Origin of the sequence: Amazonocrinis nigriterrae CENA67, from assembly GCF_016056305.1 — a bacterium.
Classification (GTDB): domain Bacteria; phylum Cyanobacteriota; class Cyanobacteriia; order Cyanobacteriales; family Nostocaceae; genus Amazonocrinis; species Amazonocrinis nigriterrae.
This window is the reverse complement of the sequence record NZ_JAECZC010000001.1, coordinates 28,782-51,190: the sequence shown is the minus strand read 5'-3', so window position 1 is coordinate 51,190 and position 22,409 is coordinate 28,782. Positions and strand designations below refer to the sequence as shown.

The window sequence follows — 22,409 nt, the reverse complement described above, 5'->3', positions numbered from 1 at the left end:
TCAAAACAAATATTTGTAATTCTTTATGAGTTACGTTTTAGGTATCGATGGCGGCGGTAGCAAAACTGTTTGTATCCTCATGGATGATACACATCAAGTTTTAGGTCGTGGTGTAGCAGGTGCATCTAATTATCAAAGTATCGGTATTGAAGCTACTCTGCAAGCAATTCAATCTGCCATTCAGGTTGCAGTAGATAATGCACAAAATTTAACTAAGCCTGTTAACATTAGCGCGATTTGTTTAGGTTTAGCAGGTGTAAGCCGTCCTGAAGATATTACAGTAGTAAAACTGTTATTAAATCAGTTACAAAATAATAAAGAATTACCGATTAATTGGACATTACCTGAATCTAATATTGTAATCTGTCATGATGCTTTAATTGCTTTAGTTGGTGGTATTGGTCATACTGTAGGAATTGTAGTTGCTGCTGGTACAGGTTCTATAGTTTTCGGACGAAATCATCAAGGACAGACAAAGCGAGTTGGTGGCTGGGGTTATATTTTAGGAGATGAAGGTAGTGCTTATAAAATTGCTATTGCTGGGATGCAAGCGGCATTAAAATCTTATGATGGACGTGAAATGTCAACGAGTTTGATCGAAAGTTTTAGACAGCATTTTAGTTTAGCGATTATAGAAGATTTGATAGAGGTAATCTATCGGCAAAATTTGGGAGTTAAAGAAATAGCTGCTTTAGCACCAATTGTAGATTTAGCAGCAGCAGAAGGAGATGAAGTAGCCAATAACATTATTGACGATGCTGTAAAAGAATTAGTAAAAGCTACATCTACAGTAGTTGATGCAATTTTTAGTTCTGACTCAGTTATTGAAGTTGTCACAACAGGAAGTGTCTGGCAAGGTAAATCCAAAATTCAAGAGAGATTTGCAGTATCCCTTATCAAGAAGTTTCCTAGAATAAAGGTGATTTTTCCCAGGTATGAACCTGCTTATGGTGCTGGTTTATTAGCGTTGCGGAAGTTAGTAGGGGAAGCGCATTAGCCTCTGCTTTGCCCTCAATGATAACCTCGATCGCGCAGGTCAAACCTTCTTAAAAAACCTTTTTCTCTCCTAAACCCTCTCTGCGTTCTCTGCGTCTTGGTGAAGCAATCGCAGTCTTGGCGCTTTGCGTCGATTGCGAACTGCTGAACCCGAAGGGCGGTTCGTTTATTTAATTACTTCCTCGCATCGCTAACAACGCCGTCCCGTATGCGGCTTCTGTATTCACTGACGAAACCACAGGTACTTTTAAATATCGTTGACGAATACCAGTCCAAGTATCATTCGCAGCACCACCGCCAGCTGTGTAAACAAAAGTTAACTTATCAGCCCCCATTTGCTGTAATAATTCATAGCCATGTGCTTCTATGCGAGCAATGCTTTCTAACAAACCATGCAAAAATTCTACAGGATTATCCGGGCGTGGTTCCAAACGTGGCGCTAGATGAGGATCGTTAATGGGAAAGCGATCGCCTGCCTGCAACAAGGGATAATAATCTAACTCGCTAACTTTTGCTGCATCAATCTCGCTACTCAGGCTTGCTAACTCTGCATCTGTAAAAAATTTCCGTAACACCGCACCCCCAGTATTAGACGCACCACCAGTCAGCCACAAATCACCCAAGCGATGGCTGTAAATTCCATATCGCGCATCCTCCAAGCGCTTGCGACTCAATAGCTTCAGTACCAAAGTTGAACCAAGGGAAGTCACGGCTTCCCCAGGCAATTTTGCACCACTGGCAAGAAAAGCAGCAATACTATCAGTAGTACCAGCACATATGAGACAATCACGGCGAAAATGAAACTCATCTGCAACCTCACGCCGAATTTCAGCAATAGGAGTGCCAGGAGATAGAACTTGAGGTAAATGTATCGCTATTTGCAGTTTTTCCAGCCATTTTGGGTATTTCACTTCTTCCACGTCATAACCCAGCTTTAAAGCATTGTGGTAATCGCTAATACCCAATTTTCCATGCAGCAAAAACGCTAACCAATCGGCTTGATGCATGAAATATTTGGCTTCTGCAAAAAATGGTTGCTGTGACATCCACAGAAGTTTGGCAATGCTGGAAGTAGCAGTTAATACAGTATGATTGGGTGGCGCTACAGTTTTCAACTGATCTAGCACCACTGATCCCCGCCCATCGTTATAAAATAAAGGTGCATCTACAGGCTTGCCAGCTGCATCACACAACAAGACAGTGGAAGAAGTACCATTGATAGCGATCGCTTGAATCTCTCGCCGCAATTCCTCAGAAATTTCTGCTAATAAGCTCCATAAAGCAGAATTCCATTGATATGCCGCTAACATCTTACCAGGATATCGCACTTGTGCTTGGATGCCACCTGCCTCATCAATCACGATACCGCGTGCGCCAGAAGTACCAAAGTCGATCCCCAGGTAAAAAGCCATAGTTTCATCCAGTCATCAGTCATCAGTTTTACTACCTAATCCCTGCTTATGTTGCATCTTGTAACAAGATAGTTCCCCTATCTTTAAAAACAGTGAAAAGTAGTAAACGAACTACTTAAAATCTATTCCAGTTAGGAGGTTTTCATCCATGCTCATGTCAAACGCGCTGTTGCTCGCTACCTCTATATCAGACACTCAAGTGTACATTGCTTTGGTTGTGGCGCTGATTCCAGGTGTTCTGGCTTGGCGTCTAGCAACAGAACTTTACAAATAACACCGCGCGATCGCATGGTGAGCGGATCTTATTAGGAACCGCCACACTCTAAAAACAACAATCAGGCTAAGCCTGGTTGTTGTCTTCATAATACAATCAATGTAATACGGTAGACACAAGCTCAATCATTCGCCCTGATATTCTAATACTTAATTTACTCTTAAATATTTAAGTATAAGATTTAACTAATTCAATAGAAAAAACCGTAGCTTAATCAAAGCAAACAAAGCTAAAGCATATTGACACTGACCAAATCAGCAGTAATTTACGCAAGTAAAGAGTGATGTAGCTCTCAACACAGTTAGAACATTAATTCATTCATCTACTAAAAATCTCCGAAACTCTCCTGTGACGTGAGTTTCGCTCTTGCTTTCCTTATAATTTGCCAAAAAAGGAAAAATACTCGATATTCTGATTACAGCAGCTTGTGATTCACAATAAAGATAAAAATTTGGAATTGACATAAAGTCGTAAAAGACTAATAATCCTGGCAGACTAGGTGCAGTTTCCAGAGGCTGGTGACTGGATACCAGAATCTATCGAAAACCAGATACTTACGTATGTTTCATTGTTTTTTGACTTTTAGCATACGTGTAGCAATTTCCAAAAAATGAAGTAATATGACAGCTAAATCAAGCCGTAATCAGCATTAGCCAGCTTTTTACGATGTCTCCATTCAATCAGCGAGTTCCTCTTTAGTATCATGAACGCGATTCAACCCTCTAGACCCCCGTTACAACCTATACAAAAACGTCGGGTAGTTCCTCGACCAAAGCGGCATCTTCGCCAACGTTCTTATCGGGTGATGGCACTGGAAACTACAGCAAAGATAGCGGTCAATGTTGCAATCTCAGCAGCAGCAGTATCTGCTTTAACGCAACTTTTGCCTTATCACTGGTCACAACAAGAAAAATTGCGAGAAATCCGTACTGAAGTCAAGCTGATGGAAGGACGCGTTAATATTTTACAAGCGGAATTTAGCCGTAATTTCGATCCGCAACAAACTAAAAGTATTATGGAACAACAAGGATATCGATTTGAACCTAACCAGCGTCCCGTTGTGTTGATCAATCAGGATGGCAAGGAGGTCGAAGCTTCCAAGTTATTACCCTAAAGAAAATATGAAATTGGGAATTGGCAATGATTGAAGTGCTTCGCTGGCGTGGTTGCGTACAGATGCTTTATTTTTATGCATAGTATTAACAGCCAATAGTTAATAGCTAATAGTATTTTGGATTTTAGATTTTAGATTGTGAAAGAGTTATGAGATAAGCGTTTGGGCGTGCCATCTGTAGTAATCATGGCTCAAATTTGTATAATTATTGACGAACTATTTCAATTAAAAATTTAAAATTCAAAATTATCTTTTTGGGTTTTGCATTTCCAATTCCCTATCAAAATTTAATAGGACTTACGCAAAAAACCTCTCAAACCCTCATTCCTCCCTTGGGTGACGCTCGCGCTTCTCGCCCAACGCTTGCGAAGATCGCAGTCGCCTGGGTTGGGCTAATCCTACCAAGAGCGCTGTCTCACCGTGTCCTCTGCGTCCTCTGTGGTATCCTGCGGGTTTGCTGTTAGGCGAACCCACAGTGTAGAGCTAGCCTCCGACTTGACCAGACTGGCGTTGCTCAGGAATTATCTCCCGATCACCCCATCACCCCATCACCCCTGCTCTTTTTGCTTTAGTGAGAGAGCAACTCATTTAGCCAATTTTCGATTTGTAAACGCAAACGGCAACCAGCAATATCTCTTTTATGATTGAGGGAGGGTAGCTGAGTGAGGGCGCGATGATAATCAGCGATCGCACAATTCCAATCACCCCAAAGATGATAAGTTCTGCCGCGTTCAGCCCAAATATGACCTTCTAGCTGACCAAAAAGCAGTGCTACCTCAAAATTATCAATTGCTTCCTCATATTGTCCCAAATCACGCAAGGTAATACCTCGGTTAATCCACGCCCGCACATGACTAGGATGCAAATCAATGGCTCGGTCATAATCGGCAAGTGCTGCTGCTAATTCTCCACAGGCTGCATAGTAATTCGCCCGATTGTTATACGCACTTGCCAAGTTAGGGTTAAGTTGTAGAGCGGTGTTATAGTCATGCAAAGCTTTTTGCACTTCACCACTTTGAAAATAAATCAATCCTCGGTTGTTATAGTCAACTGCATTTTGCGGATGGCGGTTAACTAGTTGATTTAAGAGTGCGATCGCCTCAGTATAATCTCCTTGTTGAGCTAACCTTAAAGCGCAAGAGCGTAAGTAGCTGTCACCTAAAACAGATTCACAGCTACCATTAGTCCCATCTTCTTGAGCCTGCAATGTATTCTTGAGAACAAATTGATAACAGTTATTTTGCTGGTCGCCAGAAGCTAAAAATGAGTGACTATTCATCTTCCCTGCCCGAGCTACTTGCTCTTTGAACTCAAATTAAAGTTTTTTAAACCGATAATGTTTAATTTCTATGTTAATTATGCCAGTGTACATAAATACTTTTAAATAAGTATTTAGACTGAATTTTAGGCACTGTAAACAGTGAAATTTTCCCTACACCAATATTCATGCTTAAATCTACTAATGGATACGTCATCCCCAGGTTAAATTCCAGAAACTGTAAAAATAAATCTTCAAGACTAGTGCAATTAGGCAGGGGAGCAGGGGAGCAGGGGAGATGAGGGAGATAACTCCTAACTCCTAACTTCTAACTCCTAACTGCCAATTACGAATTACGAATTATGAATTACGAATTACTATCAAGTAGTGAGAGCGACAACTTGGTAGAATGCCAACAAGCCGTTCGTTAGAGATGGAGAAGGGGACACAGGGACGCGGCAACACAGGAAATGTTTAAGCATCTAACTTGTGTCGCTGTGTCTCCCCCTATATAAGTCTTTGGAGCTAATTTTTAAGTTGTGAAAAATTTTCTTATGACAACAGCAGCAATTCCTTATCAAAATGCACCCGATTTAGCGTCTGATGATTATATAGTTATGGGTCTAGCAACCTGTTTCATCAAGGCAGATGGCGAAGTTCATCAAGTGGAAGTTGTAGAACCCATTCCTTCTGCTGCTTTAGAAGCACTGTTGAAAGGTATTCCTACCTCCTATAAGCTAGCTCGTGCCACAACTTTGGCATCTGTGCTGGATGGTGAGACACCGCTATTGCCGGATGGCTTCCCCAAGTCAGCACAATTTGGTGATGAATTTGTGCCACGGGTGTTTGCAGCTGCTCGTACCTACAAGCGTCGTGAAATTTCAAAATCCCTAATTCCTTTAGGTACAACCTACACAGATTTGAAGTATTCTATCGAGCGTAAGCGAGTGCTAAATGCTTCTAGAATGGTCACCAAAGAAGACAACATTAAACAGCATTCTCACACCCACAAAGTTCTCTAACTGTCAAGAATTATGCTGAAACTTTATGGCGGCGCTCGTAGTCGTGCATCAATCGTCCAGTGGTATTTAGAGGAACTTGGAGTTCCCTACGAATTCGTGCTGCTAGATATGCAGGCGGGTGAACACCGCCAGCCTGAATACCTGAAAATTAACCCCGTAGGTAAAGTCCCGGCAATTGTTGATGGAGATTTTCAGCTTTGGGAGTCAGGCGCGATTTTGCTGTATCTTGCCGATAAGTATGGGAAAACCCCACTTTCAGTAGAAAAACGTGCTGAACTTTCCCAGTGGGTACTATTTGCCAATGCTACCCTCGGCCCAGGAATTTTTGTAGAAGCAAATCGAGAGCGGGAAATGCCTCGCTTATTGACTACCCTGAATGAAATTTTCCAGCAGCAACCTTTTTTATTGGGAGAAGAATTCAGTGTCGCTGATGTCGCAGTAGGTTCTATCCTGAGTTACATTCCCCTCTTACTCAAGCTAGACCTTAGCTCCTATCCAGAAGTGTTGAATTATATGAAGCGAGTGTCTGAAAGACCAGCTTTTCAAAAAGCTATTGGAAAACGGTCTTAATGAGGGTTAATAAAAAATGGTGACCATTCTCTACAATTCACCAAATTTTATGATTTCTTCTCTCATTTCTTGCTTCTAATAATGGCGTAGGGTGGGCATTGCCCACCCTACAAATTTTCTAACGATAGTTTGTAAATTGCAAAGCAACAGGGTAATCTTCTTGCTTCAAACGTTGGATGACAGTTTGCAAGTCATCTTTAGATTTGGCTGTGACTCGTACAGCATCACCTTGAATAGAGGCTTGCACTTTTTTGAATTCATCGCGGATTAATTTGGAAATTTGTTTACCAATTTCCTGACTAATGCCTTTTTTGAGCGTGATTTCTTGACGCACACGGTTACCGCTGGCTGATTCCACTTTACCAAACTCAAAAAGTTTCTGGGAGAGGTTACGCTTGGCGGCTTTTTCCCGCAGGATAGTGTGAACAGACTCTAAGGTAAACTCACTGTCAGTACTAACAGTAATGCTGTTTTCACCTAACTCGACATTCGTTTGAGTATCTTTGAGGTCGTAACGACTTTTGATGTCTCGCACAACTTGATCGACGGCGTTAACCAGTTCTTGTCGATCAAAGTCACTTACTATGTCAAAGGAATAAGTAGAGGCCATAAAAAATGTTGGATTTGAGATGTTGGATTTTGAATTAGGGATAAAAACTAGGTGTTGAGGATAGTCCCAATTTCTAGCTTTCGGTTCCCAGTACACCATTACCCCAGAGGGGACGTTGAGTTCCCCAGTTCCCAATTAACTAGTGGCTTGGGTCAGCTTACCGTATTTCAGGTTTCTACGATGCTCAGAGGCTGAGACTGGCACTAGCCTTGGGAGCCAATGCCAAATATTCACAATATAAAAAATTGAGTATAGCAAACCAGCCATAACAAAGGCGATGCCCGACGATAAGCTGCTACCCTACTCTAAATTTTTGACTATTGACTATCGACTTTTAACTAATCAAAGTAAAAAAGTGTCACCACTTTTCTTTGTTCTTCTGCATCTCCACAAGTTTGTAGTAGGGTGCGACTGTCATGAAACGCAAAGCAAATCAGTTGCTGACAGCGGGAGACAATCTCCTTATTACACAGGTAACTAGCTTCCGCAAGGGACAGACTATCATTACCGGGATTTTCCACTAGATGCATAACTTGTTCTAGTTGCTGGCGCGATTCATAAGGTTGGCGTTCCAAACTTTGGGGTAGAATCACTGTCAACAAATTGGGGTCAGCGCGCATTGCTCCCTTGATAGCAGCTGAATTAGTACCCGTAGCTCCAGAGGTGATGATCCGATTGCCTGTTAAAACTAGGGCATAGGTCATCATTTCAATCAGATTCTGATGCGTAATTGGCACATGACGCGAACCCAGCAAGGCAATTCGTTTAGAACCTGTTTGCTGGATTGTCGCCAGTTCTTGCGCTAATGTGTCGAGGTTGATGAGGTCTATTGACTGGCTCAAAGATGGACGTAATCAGATTAAACGACCCAGATATTTTACCAAACAGAGTGTAGTTGCGAAGCGAACCTGAGTTAGACATTGTAACAATATTCTACGAATTTAAGTTTAGTATGTTTTGTTCAACACACAGTAACAGTGCGCTGTCGCCTAGGAGGTGACAGCGAACTATCTTTACTCTCGCTAGCAACACAGCCTTTCTATTGGTCGCCGAGGATTTATGCTTAGTTTGAGTCGATGAGGCTAAGGTAAAGCATTTGCAGGAGTTAAGCCTAGTTTAGATAAAAGGCGGTCAATGTCAAAATGCTCTGTCATTAACTGGCGAATACACTGAACTTTAATTGGCTCATGAACACGCACTTGACCAAAAGTACGGTCAACAATTTCCACGGTGGTCAAGGTATCTAAGTCAACCGACAAAATGGGAATTTCTAGTTCTTCAGCACGACTGAGAATGAATTGGGGAGGTGGTAATTGTCCGGTGAGAATCAGGCATTGGGTGGAAGTTTCCAATGCAGCTTGCTGAATTTCCACACGATCGCCTCCTGTGACTACTGCCATATTCCGGCGTTTGCGGAAATACTTGACAGCAGCATTCACATTCATCGCTCCAATTGCCAAACTTTCTACCAACAAATCCAAGCGATCGCTACGACAGAGAACTTCCGCATTTAATTGCTTTACGAGTTCACCAACGCTGACACTACGGAGTAAGTCACTTTTTGGCAGCGTTGCCAGTACGGCAATACCTCGCTGTTCCAAAAACGGGCGTAAGAGGTTGTTAACTGCTTCGATTTGTTCAGCGGGAATATCATTGATCACAACACCAATCAAGCGATCGCCCACACGCTGCTTAGCAGACAATAAAGCCTCAACAGACAAAAGCGAGTTGTATCGGGTTACCAACAACACAGCAGCGTCTAATACTTCAGTTATTTGCAGCAAAGACAAATCAAACAGATTGCCTTCTGCTAAATCACCAGGCCCCTCTAGCAATACTAAATCTCCTTGGGAAATTGGCAAATATTGCTGTACTAGGGACTGTCGATAATCAATTTTATCTTCGCCGCTTAAACGTTTTTGCACACTGGCTTCATTCAAAGCTAGCATCGTTGGTGCAACGCGGTTTACTGACAAATTGAGACTATTAGTAATAAACTGGACATCTTCCTCAACTACGGTTTTGCCAGACGCACTAAAAGAAGTGCCTAGCGGTTTGCCATAGCTAATATCCAGTCCTTTTTGCTGTAGCTGATGAGACAAACCTAGAACAGTTGCGGATTTACCACTGTAAGCCTCGGTTGAGCCAATCAGCAAATATTTAGCAGATTTTGGCACACATGCACTCCTAATTTCAAAAGGAAGTAAAACCCAGCTAGGTGTTTCCTAATTTTAGTTTGTTCTGGCAGAAGCCTTACACTCTCAAGGAGCAGTGTTTTCCCAATAAAACAGTTTTTTAGGTAATATAATTATCTTGTGTAATACATATTTTTACCATGCAATTGCTAATCAAATGGTATCTAAAATATCGCTTTTAATATTTTCAGACTGAGGCTAGAGTATGTAGGTTATTCAATCCCTACAAGCCTGTAAGCAGTGGTGTAAAGGTATGTGAGAATAATTAACCTTCATACCCCTACACTTACATACCCTAAAATTTGAGCAAACTGATTTATTCGTCTATACGCAGCAACTTGCGGTAGAAAGTTTGAGAAAAATCAGTCACGCGATAGCGCTTATAGTTTTCCATAAGTTCAATTAAAAAAACTATAAACTCAAAACTTGCCATCATCACTTCATAACTCAGGTCAGCATTGCCATCAAACTGCATCCGGCAACGCGTTAGGTCTGAAGGTAAAGTAGCAACATTCCAAGAGGCGACAAAGGGAATATTGTCACTTGCTTCTATTTTGCGGTGTCCTTCCAAAACGCCTTTTTGATAAAGACTAATGGCATAGGGCAAGAAATTGCGCTTCGTACCCTGAATGTAAGGTAAGTAAACGCTTGCTTGTTGAGTAGTAGCAGGCTGGAGTTGCTCAAAAGTCATCTTTGAATATTCCTCAAGTTAGTTGACAACTGGGGATATTAGTGGATGTGAATAGTATTCCCAGAAAATAGGGGTGAAGCACATGTTGTGAGGGAGATGGGGGCAGGGGGGCAGGGGAGCAGGGGAGATGGAAAGATGAGGGGATGAAGAAAATAACTCTTGACTAATGACCACTGACCACTGACCACTGACCACTGACCACTGACTAATGACCACTGACTAATGACCACTGACCACTGACCACTGACCACTGACCACTGACTAAAGTTCTGCTAAGAAATATTAAAATGTCGGTTACAATAAGGCTGCATTGGCTTTTATTAAAGCTGGGGCAATAACATCGAAAATCCCTGTTATAAGGCGGTTAGCGCTGTTATTGTGATTGATCTCAACACCTGGCTGTTGCTTGCTGACTATCACTTTGCCCAATCCAGAGTTGTGATTTATGGCTAAGTTGACGAAACTTAATATTTCGTCACAAAACTTAAAATATAACTGTCAATTCTGGGTTTGATAAAAGTGTGTGAAGGCTGCACAGTTTAGTATTGGGAAATTCCCAGCATCTTTAGGGTGTATAAAAATACTGCTTTTTAAATCAAGTAACCTATGCCAGCGAATTCCTGGCCCGAAAACGATTATTACGACGAGCTTGACCCACTTAACTCATTGTTGTCCGACCTATCGGCCGATGAAGATGAGGAGTCAGTTGTAGAGACACAAAATATGTCTCTACCATCACGGTTTCAAGGACGTAGACGCAAAGCTGCTTTGGTTTTAACCATAGTCTGGAGTGGCACGATCGCCCTACATTTAGCTTCTTGGGGTTTTATATTCGTACTTGCACTCACAGCCTTACTAGGATTTCACGCCTTAGAGGTTGTGTTTGCTAGACCCCGCCACTATCACAAAGAAGTGCAGGGCGAATTACCCTCTGTATCTGTTTTGGTAGCAGCCAAAAATGAAGAAGCAGTAATTGGTAGATTAGTCAAGAGCCTTTGTAGTCTGGAATATCCAGGTGGGCAGTACGAGGTATGGATAATTGACGATTACAGTACCGATAAGACACCGCAGTTGTTAGCAGAACTAGCGCAGGAATACAAGCAACTGAAGGTTTTCAGGCGTTCTGCACAAGCTACTGGCGGGAAGTCGGGAGCGTTGAATGAGGTTTTACCGCTGACTAAAGGGGAAGTGATAGCAGTTTTCGATGCTGATGCTCAAATCTCATCAGATTTACTGTTACAAGTAGTACCTTTATTTCAACGCAAAAATGTAGGGGCGGTGCAGGTACGAAAAGCGATCGCCAACGCCAAAGAAAATTTCTGGACTAAGGGTCAAATGGCAGAAATGGCGTTAGATACATGGTTCCAGCAACAGCGCATTGCTATTAGTGGAACTGGCGAACTGCGCGGGAATGGTCAATTTGTCAGACGCACAGCTTTGGAAAGTTGCGGCGGGTGGAATGAAGAAACCATCACCGATGATTTGGATATAACTTTCCGTCTACATCTCGATAAATGGGATATTGAGTGTACATTTTACCCAGCAGTGCAGGAAGAAGGCGTGACAAATGCGATCGCTCTTTGGCATCAGCGTAACCGTTGGGCTGAAGGCGGCTATCAGCGCTATTTAGATTACTGGGATCTGATTCTCAAAAATCGCATGGGTACGCGCAAAACCTGGGATTTGCTGATGTTTATGCTGACTATGTATATTTTGCCCACAGCAGCAATTCCAGATTTATTAATGTCAATAGCCCGGCATCGTTTACCACTTTTAAGTCCAGTAACTAGCTTGTCTTTAGCTATGTCTGTTGTAGGCATGTTTGCAGGATTAAGACGGATACGTCAAGACCAAAAATTCAATCTTTCTACAACTTTTCTATTAATGCTTCAGACGCTACGCGGCAGTTTATATATGTTGCACTGGTTAGTGGTGATGAGCAGTACTACTGCCCGTATGTCCGTAAGACCAAAGCGCTTGAAATGGGTGAAGACCGTACATTCAGGAAGTGGATAGTAGCCTTTGTGGGTGATTAAAAATTAAAAATGCAAAATTCAAGTTGATTATTTTGAATTTTGCATTTTTTATTCTATATTTGGTATATTAATTGGCACAAATGAAAGACAGCAAGAACATCAAGATACTTTCAAAAACCCGAAAGTAACAAATCCGGTACAGAATTTTTGACCGATAGTTACCACAGCCCAGCATTATCAATATTTTTGAGAGCCAATGCTGCTAACCCTCTCTAGCTCTAGACGGTGTTAAGTGTTGAGATGTGAATTTTTAACTCAATATTCAACATACATCTGTTTCTTTAAACATAGCTATAGTATCATTTGAAGCTATTAACCTAAGCTTGGATGGTATCTGTTTGTTGCCACTTTTGTCGGCGACGCAAAGCCAAGCTAAACCCAGCAACTGTCAATGTACCCAAGATAGTTCCAGATTCGGGAACTGAAGCTGTTTCTATTGTCAAAGTTGTTGATCCCAGACGAATAACATATTCTGATGTCTGAATTGCTGTAAGCAATGCTGACCCATCGTTCAACAAGGATAAATCTGCAGGAGAAAAAGTGAAGTTAAATGCCTCTGGAGTTGCACTATAATAGCAGGTATCGAATCTTATACACTGCGCTACCTGTAGACCATCTAATAAAAGATTCAAACCTGAACTGTTAGAAACAACTGAGTTACCGAAAGTACCACTAAGAGATGCGGATACAATCTGTTCACCCGATGGAATTGTATACGAAAATGTACCAACTGTAACGGAAGATAGCGGGAATGATGCGCTCCCATCAAAGTATTCTCCGCTGAATTCGGGTAAAGTTGAAGTGATTGTGGCTGCTTGCGCGTGACCTGGAGATAGCACTGCTTCAAAAGTAAGAAATGCTAGTGCAACAGTAGCCATAGACAATTTTTCTTTGACATTGGAAATAAACATTAAAAACCACTCTCCTTAAATACAGTGTTAACCTGTCAATGCAATATTACATGCTTGATAATATCTTGCTCCTGTAATTTATCTACGTTTATTTACGGTATCTTATCCGAAATTTCACAATAATTTTACAAAGTCAGGCAGGTTGAGTTCATGAATCATAACTCTTTCATCAGAGGTTAAAACAACATTAGTTTTATCAATTAGTAATTTTATTGGAAATTAGAAATAATTAAGATATTAAGTTAACTATTCTACTGAATTGATGAGGCAAAAATAGATGAGGGGTATCGAAATTAGCCCTCTTTTATCACTTTCGGGAGAGAATAATCTGGAATGCTTACATCATAAGACTTTTATCAAAAAACAATGATTTCATCCATTGTGTTAGAAAATAAACGCTCAAATGCGCGTTCTATCTAGAGTTCATCATTTGGTTTTGATTTTTATTTTCCCAGAGTGACAAAACAGGGTTAGGGGCATCCAAAAATTAAATTACTCAATTCCAGCATCTAATACAACTATCCGATTTCTTCTCCCCCTGCTCACTAAAGCTATTGATTATTTTTTTATTTAAAAGCCCGTCAAGTGATCGCCTGCCTAAAAATAGGGGTTAGAAACACGATTTTTAAGCAAAGGTAAATAGGCAATACTAAACTATTCATCCCCATTCCCGATTCCCTATTCCCCTTCGGGTTCGCCAGTCGCTTATGGGGGACTCGGCCCCCCACGACCGCAGGAAGTGGGAATTGGGGGTTCTCCCCCAAGACCATGCTGGCTCACCAATTCCCTTATTAATATGCAACATTGCCAAGCCTAAATTCGTCCAGTTTTCTATTCACAGGTAGCAGCTAAAATTGATTATGGGAATGCGTCAACTTTCAATTACTCTATCTTTAGTAGCACTACTGCAAAACTTTCCTACAATTGTTCGAGCTAGTGTGCCAGAACAAAGCTCAGGAGTGTCCTCTGAAGCAATTCAACAGGTAATTACAGCCAAGTTGATGAGCAATTCACCTGATGGCAATTTTTATCCAGAAAAAGTGATCAGTCGTGCCGAATTAGCCTCAATTTTAGTGAAAGCATTTCGCCTAGATCAACGAGAAGCAGCTCAACAGGAAAAACTGATATCTGTACCAGATGTACCATCATCATATTGGGCATTTCAGGATATTCAGATAGTTTTAAAAACTCAGATCATGAAAGGCTACCGAGGTAATTTGTTTTTTCCAAATCAAAAAGTGACAAGGGCAGAAGCTTTAGCAATCTTTGCCCAAGCTTATGGTGTATTTCAATTTTCTGATGAAACTGTTAATGAAACTCTTGCTCCATATCCAGATGCAGCATCGATTCCCACCTGGGCTAGAAAAGCGATCGCCACAGTAGTTTCCGAAAATTTTATCAATACAGATGCCCAAAATAATATTTCCCCATTACGACCAATGACCCGTGGAGATATGGCTTATGTGTTGAGTAAATATTTGCAAAGACAGCAACAACAACCAGAGACACCAGAAGTCCCCGCTGTTCCTGATAGCACAGTATCTCCTTAAGTAATTACCTGAGTTTATTTAGCTGAGATACGCGAAATTGCGATTTCCATCATGTTACTGACCAATAAAATATGGAAAATAGAGAAGGGGTGATAGTAATAAATTACTCAGCACTCACCAATGCCTACTGTTAATTTTCCATGTCTCAACTTAATCACAGTCTAATTCTGTGGACAACCCGACCGTGGGAAAATCAAATAATGCCGAAACTACACTGTAGAGAGGAAATATCTATAATATGCATCTGAGTGAAATCACCCATCCCAATCAGTTGCACGGTTTATCGATCCGGCAGCTGCAACAAATTGCCCGTCAGATTCGAGATAAGCACCTACAAACCGTAGCTGCAACTGGGGGTCATTTGGGGCCTGGTTTGGGTGTTGTAGAGTTAACGTTAGGGCTTTACCAGACACTAGACTTAGATCGGGATAAAGTTATTTGGGATGTAGGACATCAAGCTTATCCTCATAAACTGCTCACGGGACGCTACAGTGACTTCCACACCCTTAGACAAAAAGACGGAATTGCTGGTTATCTCAAGCGGTGTGAAAGCAAATTCGATCACTTTGGGGCAGGTCATGCTTCTACCAGTATCTCAGCAGCACTGGGAATGGCTTTAGCGCGAGACATGAAAGGCGAAAAATTTAAAGCTGTGGCCGTTATTGGCGATGGTGCTTTAACTGGCGGTATGGCTTTGGAAGCGATTAACCATGCTGGACATCTGCCCAAAACTAACTTGCTGGTTGTTCTCAACGACAACGAAATGTCTATTTCTCCCAATGTAGGCGCCATTCCCCGCTACCTCAACAAAATGCGCCTCAGCCCACCGGTGCAGTTTATCAAAGATAATTTTGAGGAACAATTCAAACATATTCCCTTCGTCGGAGAATCTCTATCTCCTGAACTCGGACGCCTCAAAGAAGGTATGAAGCGTTTAGCTGTTCCCAAAGTAGGTGCAGTCTTTGAAGAACTAGGCTTTACCTACATGGGGCCAGTGGATGGACATAATTTAGAAGAATTGATTGCTACCTTTAATCAAGCACATCAAATACCAGGGCCAGTTTTAGTGCATGTAGCAACAGTCAAGGGCAAAGGCTATGAAATCGCCGAACAAGACCAAGTAGGCTACCATGCCCAAAGCCCATTTAACTTGGCAACGGGTAAAGCGATTCCTTCTAGCAAACCCAAGCCCCCGGCTTATGCTAAGGTATTTTCCCATACGCTCGTGAAACTTGCTGAACAAAACCCCAAAATTATTGGGATTACTGCGGCAATGGCTACGGGAACAGGCTTAGACAAACTGCAAGCGAAACTGCCCCATCAATATATTGATGTGGGTATCGCTGAACAACATGCTGTCACCTTAGCTGCGGGATTAGCAGCTGAAGGTATGCGTCCCGTTGCTGCTATCTACTCAACCTTCTTGCAACGAGCTTACGACCAGATAATTCACGATGTCTGTATCCAAAATTTACCTGTGTTCTTCTGCTTGGATAGGGCGGGAATTGTAGGTGCTGATGGCCCTACCCATCAAGGTATGTATGACATCGCCTATCTGCGTTGCATTCCCAACATGGTATTGATGGCACCCAAGGATGAAGCAGAACTGCAACGCATGGTAGTTACTGGTATTAACCATACCACTGGGCCAATAGCTATGCGCTTCCCTCGTGGCAACGGCTACGGTGTACCTTTGATGGAAGAAGGCTGGGAACCTTTGGAAATCGGCAAAGGAGAAATTCTGCGTCAAGGTGATGATGTGTTAATCATTGGTTACGGCACAATGGTTTATCCAAGTATGCAAGCCGCGGAAATTCTTAGCGAACACGGCATTGAAGCAACTGTGATTAATGCCCGTTTTGTCAAGCCTTTAGATACCGAGTTGATTTTGCCTTTGGCTAAGAAAATTGGTCGCGTTGTGACTTTGGAAGAAGGCTGTGTCATGGGCGGCTTTGGTTCTGCGGTGGCAGAAGCACTGTTGGATGCAGATATTGTGGTTCCTGTCAAGCGTATCGGTGTGCCAGATATATTGGTGGATCACGCTGAACCAGACCAATCCAAGGCAGAATTAGGTTTAACTAGTCCACAAATAGCAGAAAGAGTATTACAAGCGTTCTTTCAAAAGCAAGTGTCTGCTGTTGTTTAGCTGATGATTAATGATGAGTAGGTGGGCAAATGCCCACCTTTTTTTATCTGAATGCTATGACAAAGTGCTGAGTGCTGAGTAGAAACCTAGTCAGTCAGTTAGTAGGGTATGTTACGCCGCAGGAATCGCGCACCGCCAGAGATTTGTGGTGCGTTAGGACAAGAGTCCATAACGCACCCTACCAAACTCAAATCTTTTGTAGTAATGGTTTTTTTGACTTGTGTGTACACGGTAGCGCCTTTTAGGAGAGGGAGGATAAACGAAAAAATCACGGTTTTACTCCCCTCTCAAGGTAGGCTATCCATTACCCGGATCTTTCTCAACATTTGTGAGAGTATTCACTCACGCTTTTTCTAACCCTTATTAGTTCGTCGTTAATTCTCAATAAAAACGCAGTTTTAGCGAGAAGAATAAGCACGAATTTGTCAAGTATGTCTAATCCCTCAGTTGATAGGATAGTTATAAAACAAGGGTTTCAAGATTGTTAAGAAAGATGTGACTAATGGATAGCAAGGTAGGAGAGGGGTCGGGGGAGAGGTCAAAACAGCGCTTGTCGAACTCACGTTAACAGTGTTATCAACTCGTGAGGTTGTACTTAGTCATTAGTCATTTGTCCTTGATAAACACAAATGACCAATGACTAATGACCAATGACCAATAACTAATGACTAATGACCAATGACTAAAAAAGTTAAAGATATTGGTGAACAAGGTCTTTTAGAAAGGTTACAGCGTTTCTGTCCACCAGAGATGATTGGGGATGACGCAGCTGTGCTTGTGACTGAACCAGAACAATCTTTAGTGGTGACAACAGATTTATTGATTAATGGCGTGCATTTTAGTGATGTTACTACTTCTCCAGAAGATACAGGTTGGCGAGCTGCCGCTGCCAATTTATCAGATTTAGCAGCAATGGGGGCTACTCCGTTAGGAATTACCGTTGGACTAGGATTACCTGGTGAAGTTAGCGTGAGTTGGGTTGAGCGCTTATATCAAGGAATGACTGAATGCCTGCAAAAATACAATACCTCGATTGTAGGTGGTGATGTAGTGCGATCGCCCGTAACTACCCTGGCAATTACTGCTTTTGGTCAAGCTCATCCTCATAGAATTATCCGCCGTTCTGCTGCTGTTGTGGGGGATGCGATCGTCGTTACAGGTGTTCACGGAGCCTCCCACGCTGGCTTACAATTGCTCTTACATCCCGAATTGAAACAAAACCTCAACAACACAGAACAAGAGGCTTTAATCAAAGCACACCAGCGTCCCCAACCACGATTAGATGTCTTACCCATATTGTGGGAAATTTTAACTCCCCACTCCCGAACGCCACATGACGGCAGTCCGCTCAAGTCGGGAAACCCGCCCACGCGGCTGCCTCCTCCATTTGGGGAGACCCCAAGACCCTTCGGGTTCGGCAGTCCCCCATGGACGGAAACCGCCAAGATGGGGGCTGCCTCACCGCAGTGGCTCCTCTCGACTCCCAACTCCCCCCTTTCGGTCGCCGGAATGGACAGCAGCGATGGCTTAGCAGATGCTATTTTGCAAATTTGCCGCGCTAGTGGTGTTGGTGCTGTCTTAGAATGCAGGCAAATCCCTTTACCACAAGCTTTTGACCACTGCCTTACAGAACAGCAAGCGCTAGAATATGCCCTCTATGGTGGCGAAGACTTTGAATTAGTCCTGTGCTTGCCCAAAGAACTAGCAAATACATTAGTGCAAAAGCTTGGTCAAGACGCAGCTATTGTAGGAATTATCACAGCCGAACCAAAAGTACTATTGCACGACCAACAACAAAAATTCCCTGACCAAGTTCTCAGCCTCAGCCAGGGATTTCAACATTTCCAGAGTTAGGAGTTATGAGTGAAAAGTTATGAGTTTTAATTCCTAACTTCTAACTCCTAACTCCTCACTTGCTTTAAACCCACTTTTGGGCTACCAGTTCAGCCAAATCTAAAACTCGCTGGCTGTAGCCCCATTCGTTGTCATACCATGCCATGACTTTCACCAGGTCATTGCCTAGAACCATAGTCAAGCTAGCATCAACAATAGAGGAAGCGTCAGTACCTTGATAATCAGAAGATACTAGTTGTAGTTCGCTGTAGTCCAAAATACCTTTGAGTGGCCCTTCAGCGGCATCTTTAAGAGCTTGGTTAACTTCTTCCGTAATAGTACGCTTCTCAACCTGAACCACGAAATCTACCATTGAAACGTTCGGGGTCGGTACACGTAAAGCAACACCATTCAGCTTACCTTTGAGGTCGGGGATAACTAAGGCCACTGCTTTTGCTGCACCAGTAGAGGTCGGCACAATGTTAATAGCTGCTGCCCTAGCCCGACGTACATCTCGGTGAGAAGCGTCTAGTAAGCGCTGGTCGCCTGTGTAGCTGTGGGTGGTAGTCATGGTGCCTTTGATAATACCGAATTTATCGTTTATCACCTTGGCAATGGGAGCTAAGCAGTTTGTTGTACAGCTAGCGTTACTGATGATGTGGTGTATGTTGTGGTCATAATCGTGATGATTCACGCCAACCACAAAAGTACCATCCTCATTTTTACCTGGGGCTGTAATTAGAACCTTCTTAGCTCCAGCATTCACATGCTTGAGTGCACCTTCTTTGCTGGTAAATACTCCAGTTGCTTCGATAATTAGGTCAATTTCCCACTCTTTCCAAGGCAAGTTTTCTGGATTACGGTCAGATACGCACTTAACGGTTTTCCCGTTAATGATGATAGAGTTATCATCGGCAGAAATGTCAACATCCTTTAACTTTCCTAGCATCGAGTCATATTTAAGGAGGTGAGCATTCGTTCTAGGGTCAGATGTGTCATTAATAGCAACAAGATCAATTTTGCTATTCTGTCTGCCCACCCAACAGCGTGCAAAGTTACGTCCGATGCGCCCGAAACCGTTAATTGCGACTCTAATCACAGTGTCTTGCCCTCTGTATTTATGCCTATAAGTTGATATCTTTGACCCCAATCATATCGCAAAGGGGGATTATTATTAACCATAAAGTGCTAGATCTATAAAAAAACACACATTTTATTCAGGATTGTCTGAGTAGAGGTTGTGGGCTGTGATGTATGACCTAACTGCTTCTGGGACTAAATAACGAATAGCATTGACAGAGCGATCGCTGGCTCGTTGACGAATAAGACTTGACGAAACTCCCACTAAGGGTATGTCCAGGAATTGCCAACGAATAGAGTGTGACTTTTTTTCGAGTTGTTGCTCTATTTGCTTGCAGATCAGCTCGCTTTGAGTTATATTCTCACCACCTACCAGTCGGGGTGCAATTAACCAATCACACATTTGTGCTAGTTCGTGTCCACGATACCAACGAGGCAAGGTTTGGAAGGTATCCAAACCCACGATCCAGTACCAATGAGTATTTGGGTAAAAAGTAGATAAGTCGAGCAAAGTATTAATGGCATAGGATTTTCCAGCGCGATTTCCCTCCACGAGTGAAACCGTAAACGCCGGGTTTTCTCTTGTAGCTATTTGCAGCATTTCCAGTCGATGCTCAAAGGAAACAGCTTTTTTATGAGGAGGATTTCCTGATGGCACCCAAATTACCTTTTCTAAAGGTACTTGATACAAAGCTGCCTGGGCTACGAGGAGATGTCCCCAATGAACAGGATCAAATGTGCCACCAAAAATTGCTAATTGTTGCATCCAGTTATACTCTGGTTCTGGTCAATTGAGATATAGTCTCACTACCAAATTAATATTGTACGCAATTTAGACTTTGGCTTGATGAAATTTCAAAGCAGTTTTGCTAAGAATTTACTATTGTAGCTGATAACAGTAAGGAATCTGAAATATGTATTTGAAATCACAAGAATTTCTTTCCCGATGTAGCGACAATTTTCAGAATAATCTTAAAAACAGTTGCGAAATAGTAAAAACCTCCAAGCAAGGTAAAATCATTCTCAACAAAGGCAACAAGTGTAAAAAATCAACTATAAATCCAGCATAAACATAGCTACAGGAGGAGTTACGGTAAAAATCAAATTCCTGTTATGATACGCGTGTCATTTGTGATTTTGGTGTGGTGTGGTGCAAGAGGAGCAATAAATGAGTAATTCAGTAGATTTTAGCGGTAGACCATTTCATTTCATTGGCATTGGTGGTATAGGTATGTCTGCTCTGGCATATTTACTGGTAAAGCGCAATTTACCAGTTTCTGGTTCAGATATTCGTCCTAATCACATTACCCGACAGTTAGAAGCCATCGGTTCTCATATTTTTCCTAAACAAGAAGCGAGTAATTTTGATTTCTTCCTTTCGGATGTAGCTACTACTAATGGAGTAGAGTTAAACTCGCTGGCAGAATTATCTGCTGCCAAACAGGCGAAACTGCCCCAAGTCATTTGCTCAACAGCAATCAACAAAAGTAATTCGGAATACAAGGCAGCCTTAGAACTAGGCTGCCCAATTTTTCATCGTTCTGATGTTCTAGCTGCGTTAATTGCTGATTACTACAGCATCGCGGTGGCAGGAACTCATGGCAAAACAACCACAAGTTGCATGATTGGTTATATGCTACTGCAAGCTGGGTTAGACCCCACAATTCTTGTAGGTGGCGAAGTCAATGCTTGGGAAGGCAATGCTAGATTTGGGCAAAGTCGGTATTTGGTGGCTGAGGCAGATGAATCAGACGGTTCTTTAGTAAAACATGCGCCTGAGATTGGCATCATTACCAATATTGAACTCGATCATCCTGACCACTACGACACATTAGAGCAAGTTGTTGATACCTTCCAACAATTTGCTGCTGGTTGTAAAACTTTAATCGGCAGTATTGATTGTGCAACAGTACGCGATCGCCTAAAACCAACAATCAGCTACAGCTTACACCAAGATACCAATGCTGACTACACTGTGAGCAATGTTGACTATCGGGCTGATGGCACAACAGCTCTAGTTTGGGAAGGTGGCAAAGCCTTGGGCGTGTTAAAATTGCGCCTCCTCAGTCGGCATAACCTGAGTAATGCCTTAGCAGCGGTGGCTGTTGGTCGAGTCTTGGGCTTAGAATTTGGAGAAATTGCCAAAGGTATTGCCACTTTTGAAGGAGCCAGACGCCGCTTTGAGTTCCGGGGTGAAGTTGATGGCATTACTTTCATCGATGACTATGCCCACCATCCCAGTGAAATTCGTGCCACTCTGGCTGCTGCACGCCTGCAAGCAAGGCCAGGACAAAGAGTGGTGGCGATTTTCCAACCTCATCGCTATAGCCGCACACTCACCTTTTTAGAAGAGTTTGCCGAATCTTTTGCACATGCTGATTTAGTTGTCCTGACCGATATTTACAGTGCAGGCGAAGCTAATAATGGTCAAATTAGCGGTGAACGTTTGGCAGTAGAAATTGCCAAACAGCACTCACAAGTGGTTTATCAGCCAACTTTACCGAAGGTGTGCGAGTTCTTGCTGCAAACACTGCGCCCTGGAGACTTAGCGCTGTTTCTGGGTGCTGGGAATTTGAATCAAATAATTCCAGAAGTAATTACAACTCTTTGTGAGCCTGCTAAAGCCACATCTTAGAGGACAGGAAAAGAGAATAATTCTCAAAGCTAAATGTCTATCTAGGACGGTTTTATCAATTCACACTATTGCTGTA

General features: G+C 42.4%; 19 protein-coding genes. 10 read left to right on the top strand and 9 right to left on the bottom strand.

The annotated features are described in order from the left end of the window. Positions 1-25 precede the first annotated feature (25 nt). A complete protein-coding gene (locus I8748_RS00215) occupies positions 26-997 on the top strand; it encodes an N-acetylglucosamine kinase (protein ID WP_198122713.1) in 972 nt (323 codons plus the stop codon). Positions 998-1,166: 169 nt separating this feature from the next. On the opposite strand, the gene I8748_RS00210 is transcribed toward I8748_RS00215, so the two are convergent. After that, positions 1,167-2,408, bottom strand: a complete 1,242-nt coding sequence (locus I8748_RS00210; protein ID WP_198122712.1) for an FGGY-family carbohydrate kinase — start codon at positions 2,406-2,408, stop codon at positions 1,167-1,169. Positions 2,409-2,562: 154 nt separating this feature from the next. Here I8748_RS00210 and psaM point away from each other — a divergent pair, with 154 nt between their 5' ends. After that, on the top strand, positions 2,563-2,682 hold the full coding sequence (gene psaM, locus I8748_RS00205; protein WP_096557621.1) for a photosystem I reaction center subunit XII: 120 nt from the start codon (positions 2,563-2,565) through the stop codon (positions 2,680-2,682). A gap of 703 nt (positions 2,683-3,385) precedes the next feature. After that, on the top strand, positions 3,386-3,796 hold the full coding sequence (locus I8748_RS00200; protein WP_198122710.1) for a slr1601 family putative cell division protein: 411 nt from the start codon (positions 3,386-3,388) through the stop codon (positions 3,794-3,796). Positions 3,797-4,364: 568 nt separating this feature from the next. Here the strand turns inward: I8748_RS00200 and I8748_RS00195 are convergent. Then, positions 4,365-5,075: a tetratricopeptide repeat protein gene (locus tag I8748_RS00195; protein WP_198122709.1), complete on the bottom strand. Its 711-nt coding sequence runs from the start codon at positions 5,073-5,075 to the stop codon at positions 4,365-4,367. A gap of 533 nt (positions 5,076-5,608) precedes the next feature. On the opposite strand from I8748_RS00195, the gene I8748_RS00190 reads away from it, so the two are divergent. Next, the gene (locus I8748_RS00190; RefSeq protein WP_198122708.1) at positions 5,609-6,076 is read left to right on the top strand and encodes a hypothetical protein; all 468 of its coding nucleotides are present in this window, start codon (positions 5,609-5,611) and stop codon (positions 6,074-6,076) included. A 12-nt stretch (positions 6,077-6,088) separates the two neighbouring features. Further along, the gene (locus I8748_RS00185) at positions 6,089-6,646 is read left to right on the top strand and encodes a glutathione S-transferase family protein (RefSeq protein ID WP_198122707.1); all 558 of its coding nucleotides are present in this window, start codon (positions 6,089-6,091) and stop codon (positions 6,644-6,646) included. A 118-nt stretch (positions 6,647-6,764) separates the two neighbouring features. Here the strand turns inward: I8748_RS00185 and I8748_RS00180 are convergent, their stop codons facing one another. The 4 genes from I8748_RS00180 to ebsA form a co-directional block, all read right to left on the bottom strand. Beyond that, positions 6,765-7,256, bottom strand: coding sequence for a YajQ family cyclic di-GMP-binding protein (locus tag I8748_RS00180; RefSeq protein WP_198122706.1), 492 nt, complete (start codon positions 7,254-7,256; stop codon positions 6,765-6,767). Between the two features lie 338 nt (positions 7,257-7,594). Next, positions 7,595-8,098, bottom strand: a complete 504-nt coding sequence (locus I8748_RS00175) for a DNA recombination-mediator protein A (RefSeq protein ID WP_096557616.1) — start codon at positions 8,096-8,098, stop codon at positions 7,595-7,597. 240 nt (positions 8,099-8,338) lie between these two features. Then, on the bottom strand, positions 8,339-9,433 hold the full coding sequence (locus tag I8748_RS00170; protein ID WP_198122705.1) for a phosphotransacetylase family protein: 1,095 nt from the start codon (positions 9,431-9,433) through the stop codon (positions 8,339-8,341). Between the two features lie 334 nt (positions 9,434-9,767). Beyond that, complete coding sequence (gene ebsA / locus I8748_RS00165; protein WP_096557614.1) at positions 9,768-10,142, bottom strand: type IV pilus biogenesis protein EbsA; 375 nt, start codon at positions 10,140-10,142, stop codon at positions 9,768-9,770. A 606-nt stretch (positions 10,143-10,748) separates the two neighbouring features. Between ebsA and I8748_RS00160 the strand changes: the two genes are divergently transcribed. Further along, the gene (locus tag I8748_RS00160) at positions 10,749-12,158 is read left to right on the top strand and encodes a glycosyltransferase (RefSeq protein WP_198122704.1); all 1,410 of its coding nucleotides are present in this window, start codon (positions 10,749-10,751) and stop codon (positions 12,156-12,158) included. Between the two features lie 337 nt (positions 12,159-12,495). Here the strand turns inward: I8748_RS00160 and I8748_RS00155 are convergent, their stop codons facing one another. Continuing rightward, complete coding sequence (locus I8748_RS00155; RefSeq protein WP_198122703.1) at positions 12,496-13,089, bottom strand: PEP-CTERM sorting domain-containing protein; 594 nt, start codon at positions 13,087-13,089, stop codon at positions 12,496-12,498. A gap of 866 nt (positions 13,090-13,955) precedes the next feature. Here I8748_RS00155 and I8748_RS00150 point away from each other — a divergent pair. The 3 genes from I8748_RS00150 (at position 13,956) to thiL (ending at position 18,639) form a co-directional block, all read left to right on the top strand. Next, on the top strand, positions 13,956-14,639 hold the full coding sequence (locus tag I8748_RS00150; protein ID WP_198122702.1) for an S-layer homology domain-containing protein: 684 nt from the start codon (positions 13,956-13,958) through the stop codon (positions 14,637-14,639). Positions 14,640-14,877: 238 nt separating this feature from the next. Continuing rightward, the gene (gene dxs, locus I8748_RS00145; protein WP_198122701.1) at positions 14,878-16,785 is read left to right on the top strand and encodes a 1-deoxy-D-xylulose-5-phosphate synthase; all 1,908 of its coding nucleotides are present in this window, start codon (positions 14,878-14,880) and stop codon (positions 16,783-16,785) included. 678 nt (positions 16,786-17,463) lie between these two features. Then, the gene (thiL, locus tag I8748_RS00140; protein WP_198122700.1) at positions 17,464-18,639 is read left to right on the top strand and encodes a thiamine-phosphate kinase; all 1,176 of its coding nucleotides are present in this window, start codon (positions 17,464-17,466) and stop codon (positions 18,637-18,639) included. A gap of 64 nt (positions 18,640-18,703) precedes the next feature. On the opposite strand, the gene I8748_RS00135 is transcribed toward thiL, so the two are convergent. Continuing rightward, positions 18,704-19,717, bottom strand: coding sequence for a type I glyceraldehyde-3-phosphate dehydrogenase (locus tag I8748_RS00135; protein WP_198122699.1), 1,014 nt, complete (start codon positions 19,715-19,717; stop codon positions 18,704-18,706). 114 nt (positions 19,718-19,831) lie between these two features. After that, the gene (gene nadD, locus I8748_RS00130; RefSeq protein ID WP_198122698.1) at positions 19,832-20,464 is read right to left on the bottom strand and encodes a nicotinate (nicotinamide) nucleotide adenylyltransferase; all 633 of its coding nucleotides are present in this window, start codon (positions 20,462-20,464) and stop codon (positions 19,832-19,834) included. Positions 20,465-20,866: 402 nt separating this feature from the next. On the opposite strand from nadD, the gene murC reads away from it, so the two are divergent. After that, positions 20,867-22,333 (top strand): UDP-N-acetylmuramate--L-alanine ligase, encoded by a 1,467-nt coding sequence (gene murC / locus I8748_RS00125; protein ID WP_198122697.1) that lies wholly within the window; start codon positions 20,867-20,869, stop codon positions 22,331-22,333. Positions 22,334-22,409 lie beyond the last annotated feature (76 nt).

Bases quoted from the DNA above. Each gene is read 5' to 3' on its own strand.
- I8748_RS00215 (WP_198122713.1), top strand. From the start codon at position 26: ATGAGTTACGTTTTAGGTATCGATGGCGGCGGTAGCAAAACTGTTTGT.
- I8748_RS00210 (WP_198122712.1), bottom strand. From the start codon at position 2,408: ATGGCTTTTTACCTGGGGATCGACTTTGGTACTTCTGGCGCACGCGGT.
- psaM (WP_096557621.1), top strand. From the start codon at position 2,563: ATGTCAAACGCGCTGTTGCTCGCTACCTCTATATCAGACACTCAAGTG.
- I8748_RS00200 (WP_198122710.1), top strand. From the start codon at position 3,386: ATGAACGCGATTCAACCCTCTAGACCCCCGTTACAACCTATACAAAAA.
- I8748_RS00195 (WP_198122709.1), bottom strand. From the start codon at position 5,075: ATGAATAGTCACTCATTTTTAGCTTCTGGCGACCAGCAAAATAACTGT.
- I8748_RS00190 (WP_198122708.1), top strand. From the start codon at position 5,609: ATGACAACAGCAGCAATTCCTTATCAAAATGCACCCGATTTAGCGTCT.
- I8748_RS00185 (WP_198122707.1), top strand. From the start codon at position 6,089: ATGCTGAAACTTTATGGCGGCGCTCGTAGTCGTGCATCAATCGTCCAG.
- I8748_RS00180 (WP_198122706.1), bottom strand. From the start codon at position 7,256: ATGGCCTCTACTTATTCCTTTGACATAGTAAGTGACTTTGATCGACAA.
- ebsA (WP_096557614.1), bottom strand. From the start codon at position 10,142: ATGACTTTTGAGCAACTCCAGCCTGCTACTACTCAACAAGCAAGCGTT.
- I8748_RS00160 (WP_198122704.1), top strand. From the start codon at position 10,749: ATGCCAGCGAATTCCTGGCCCGAAAACGATTATTACGACGAGCTTGAC.
- I8748_RS00155 (WP_198122703.1), bottom strand. From the start codon at position 13,089: ATGTTTATTTCCAATGTCAAAGAAAAATTGTCTATGGCTACTGTTGCA.
- I8748_RS00150 (WP_198122702.1), top strand. From the start codon at position 13,956: ATGCGTCAACTTTCAATTACTCTATCTTTAGTAGCACTACTGCAAAAC.
- dxs (WP_198122701.1), top strand. From the start codon at position 14,878: ATGCATCTGAGTGAAATCACCCATCCCAATCAGTTGCACGGTTTATCG.
- thiL (WP_198122700.1), top strand. From the start codon at position 17,464: ATGACTAAAAAAGTTAAAGATATTGGTGAACAAGGTCTTTTAGAAAGG.
- nadD (WP_198122698.1), bottom strand. From the start codon at position 20,464: ATGCAACAATTAGCAATTTTTGGTGGCACATTTGATCCTGTTCATTGG.
- murC (WP_198122697.1), top strand. From the start codon at position 20,867: ATGAGTAATTCAGTAGATTTTAGCGGTAGACCATTTCATTTCATTGGC.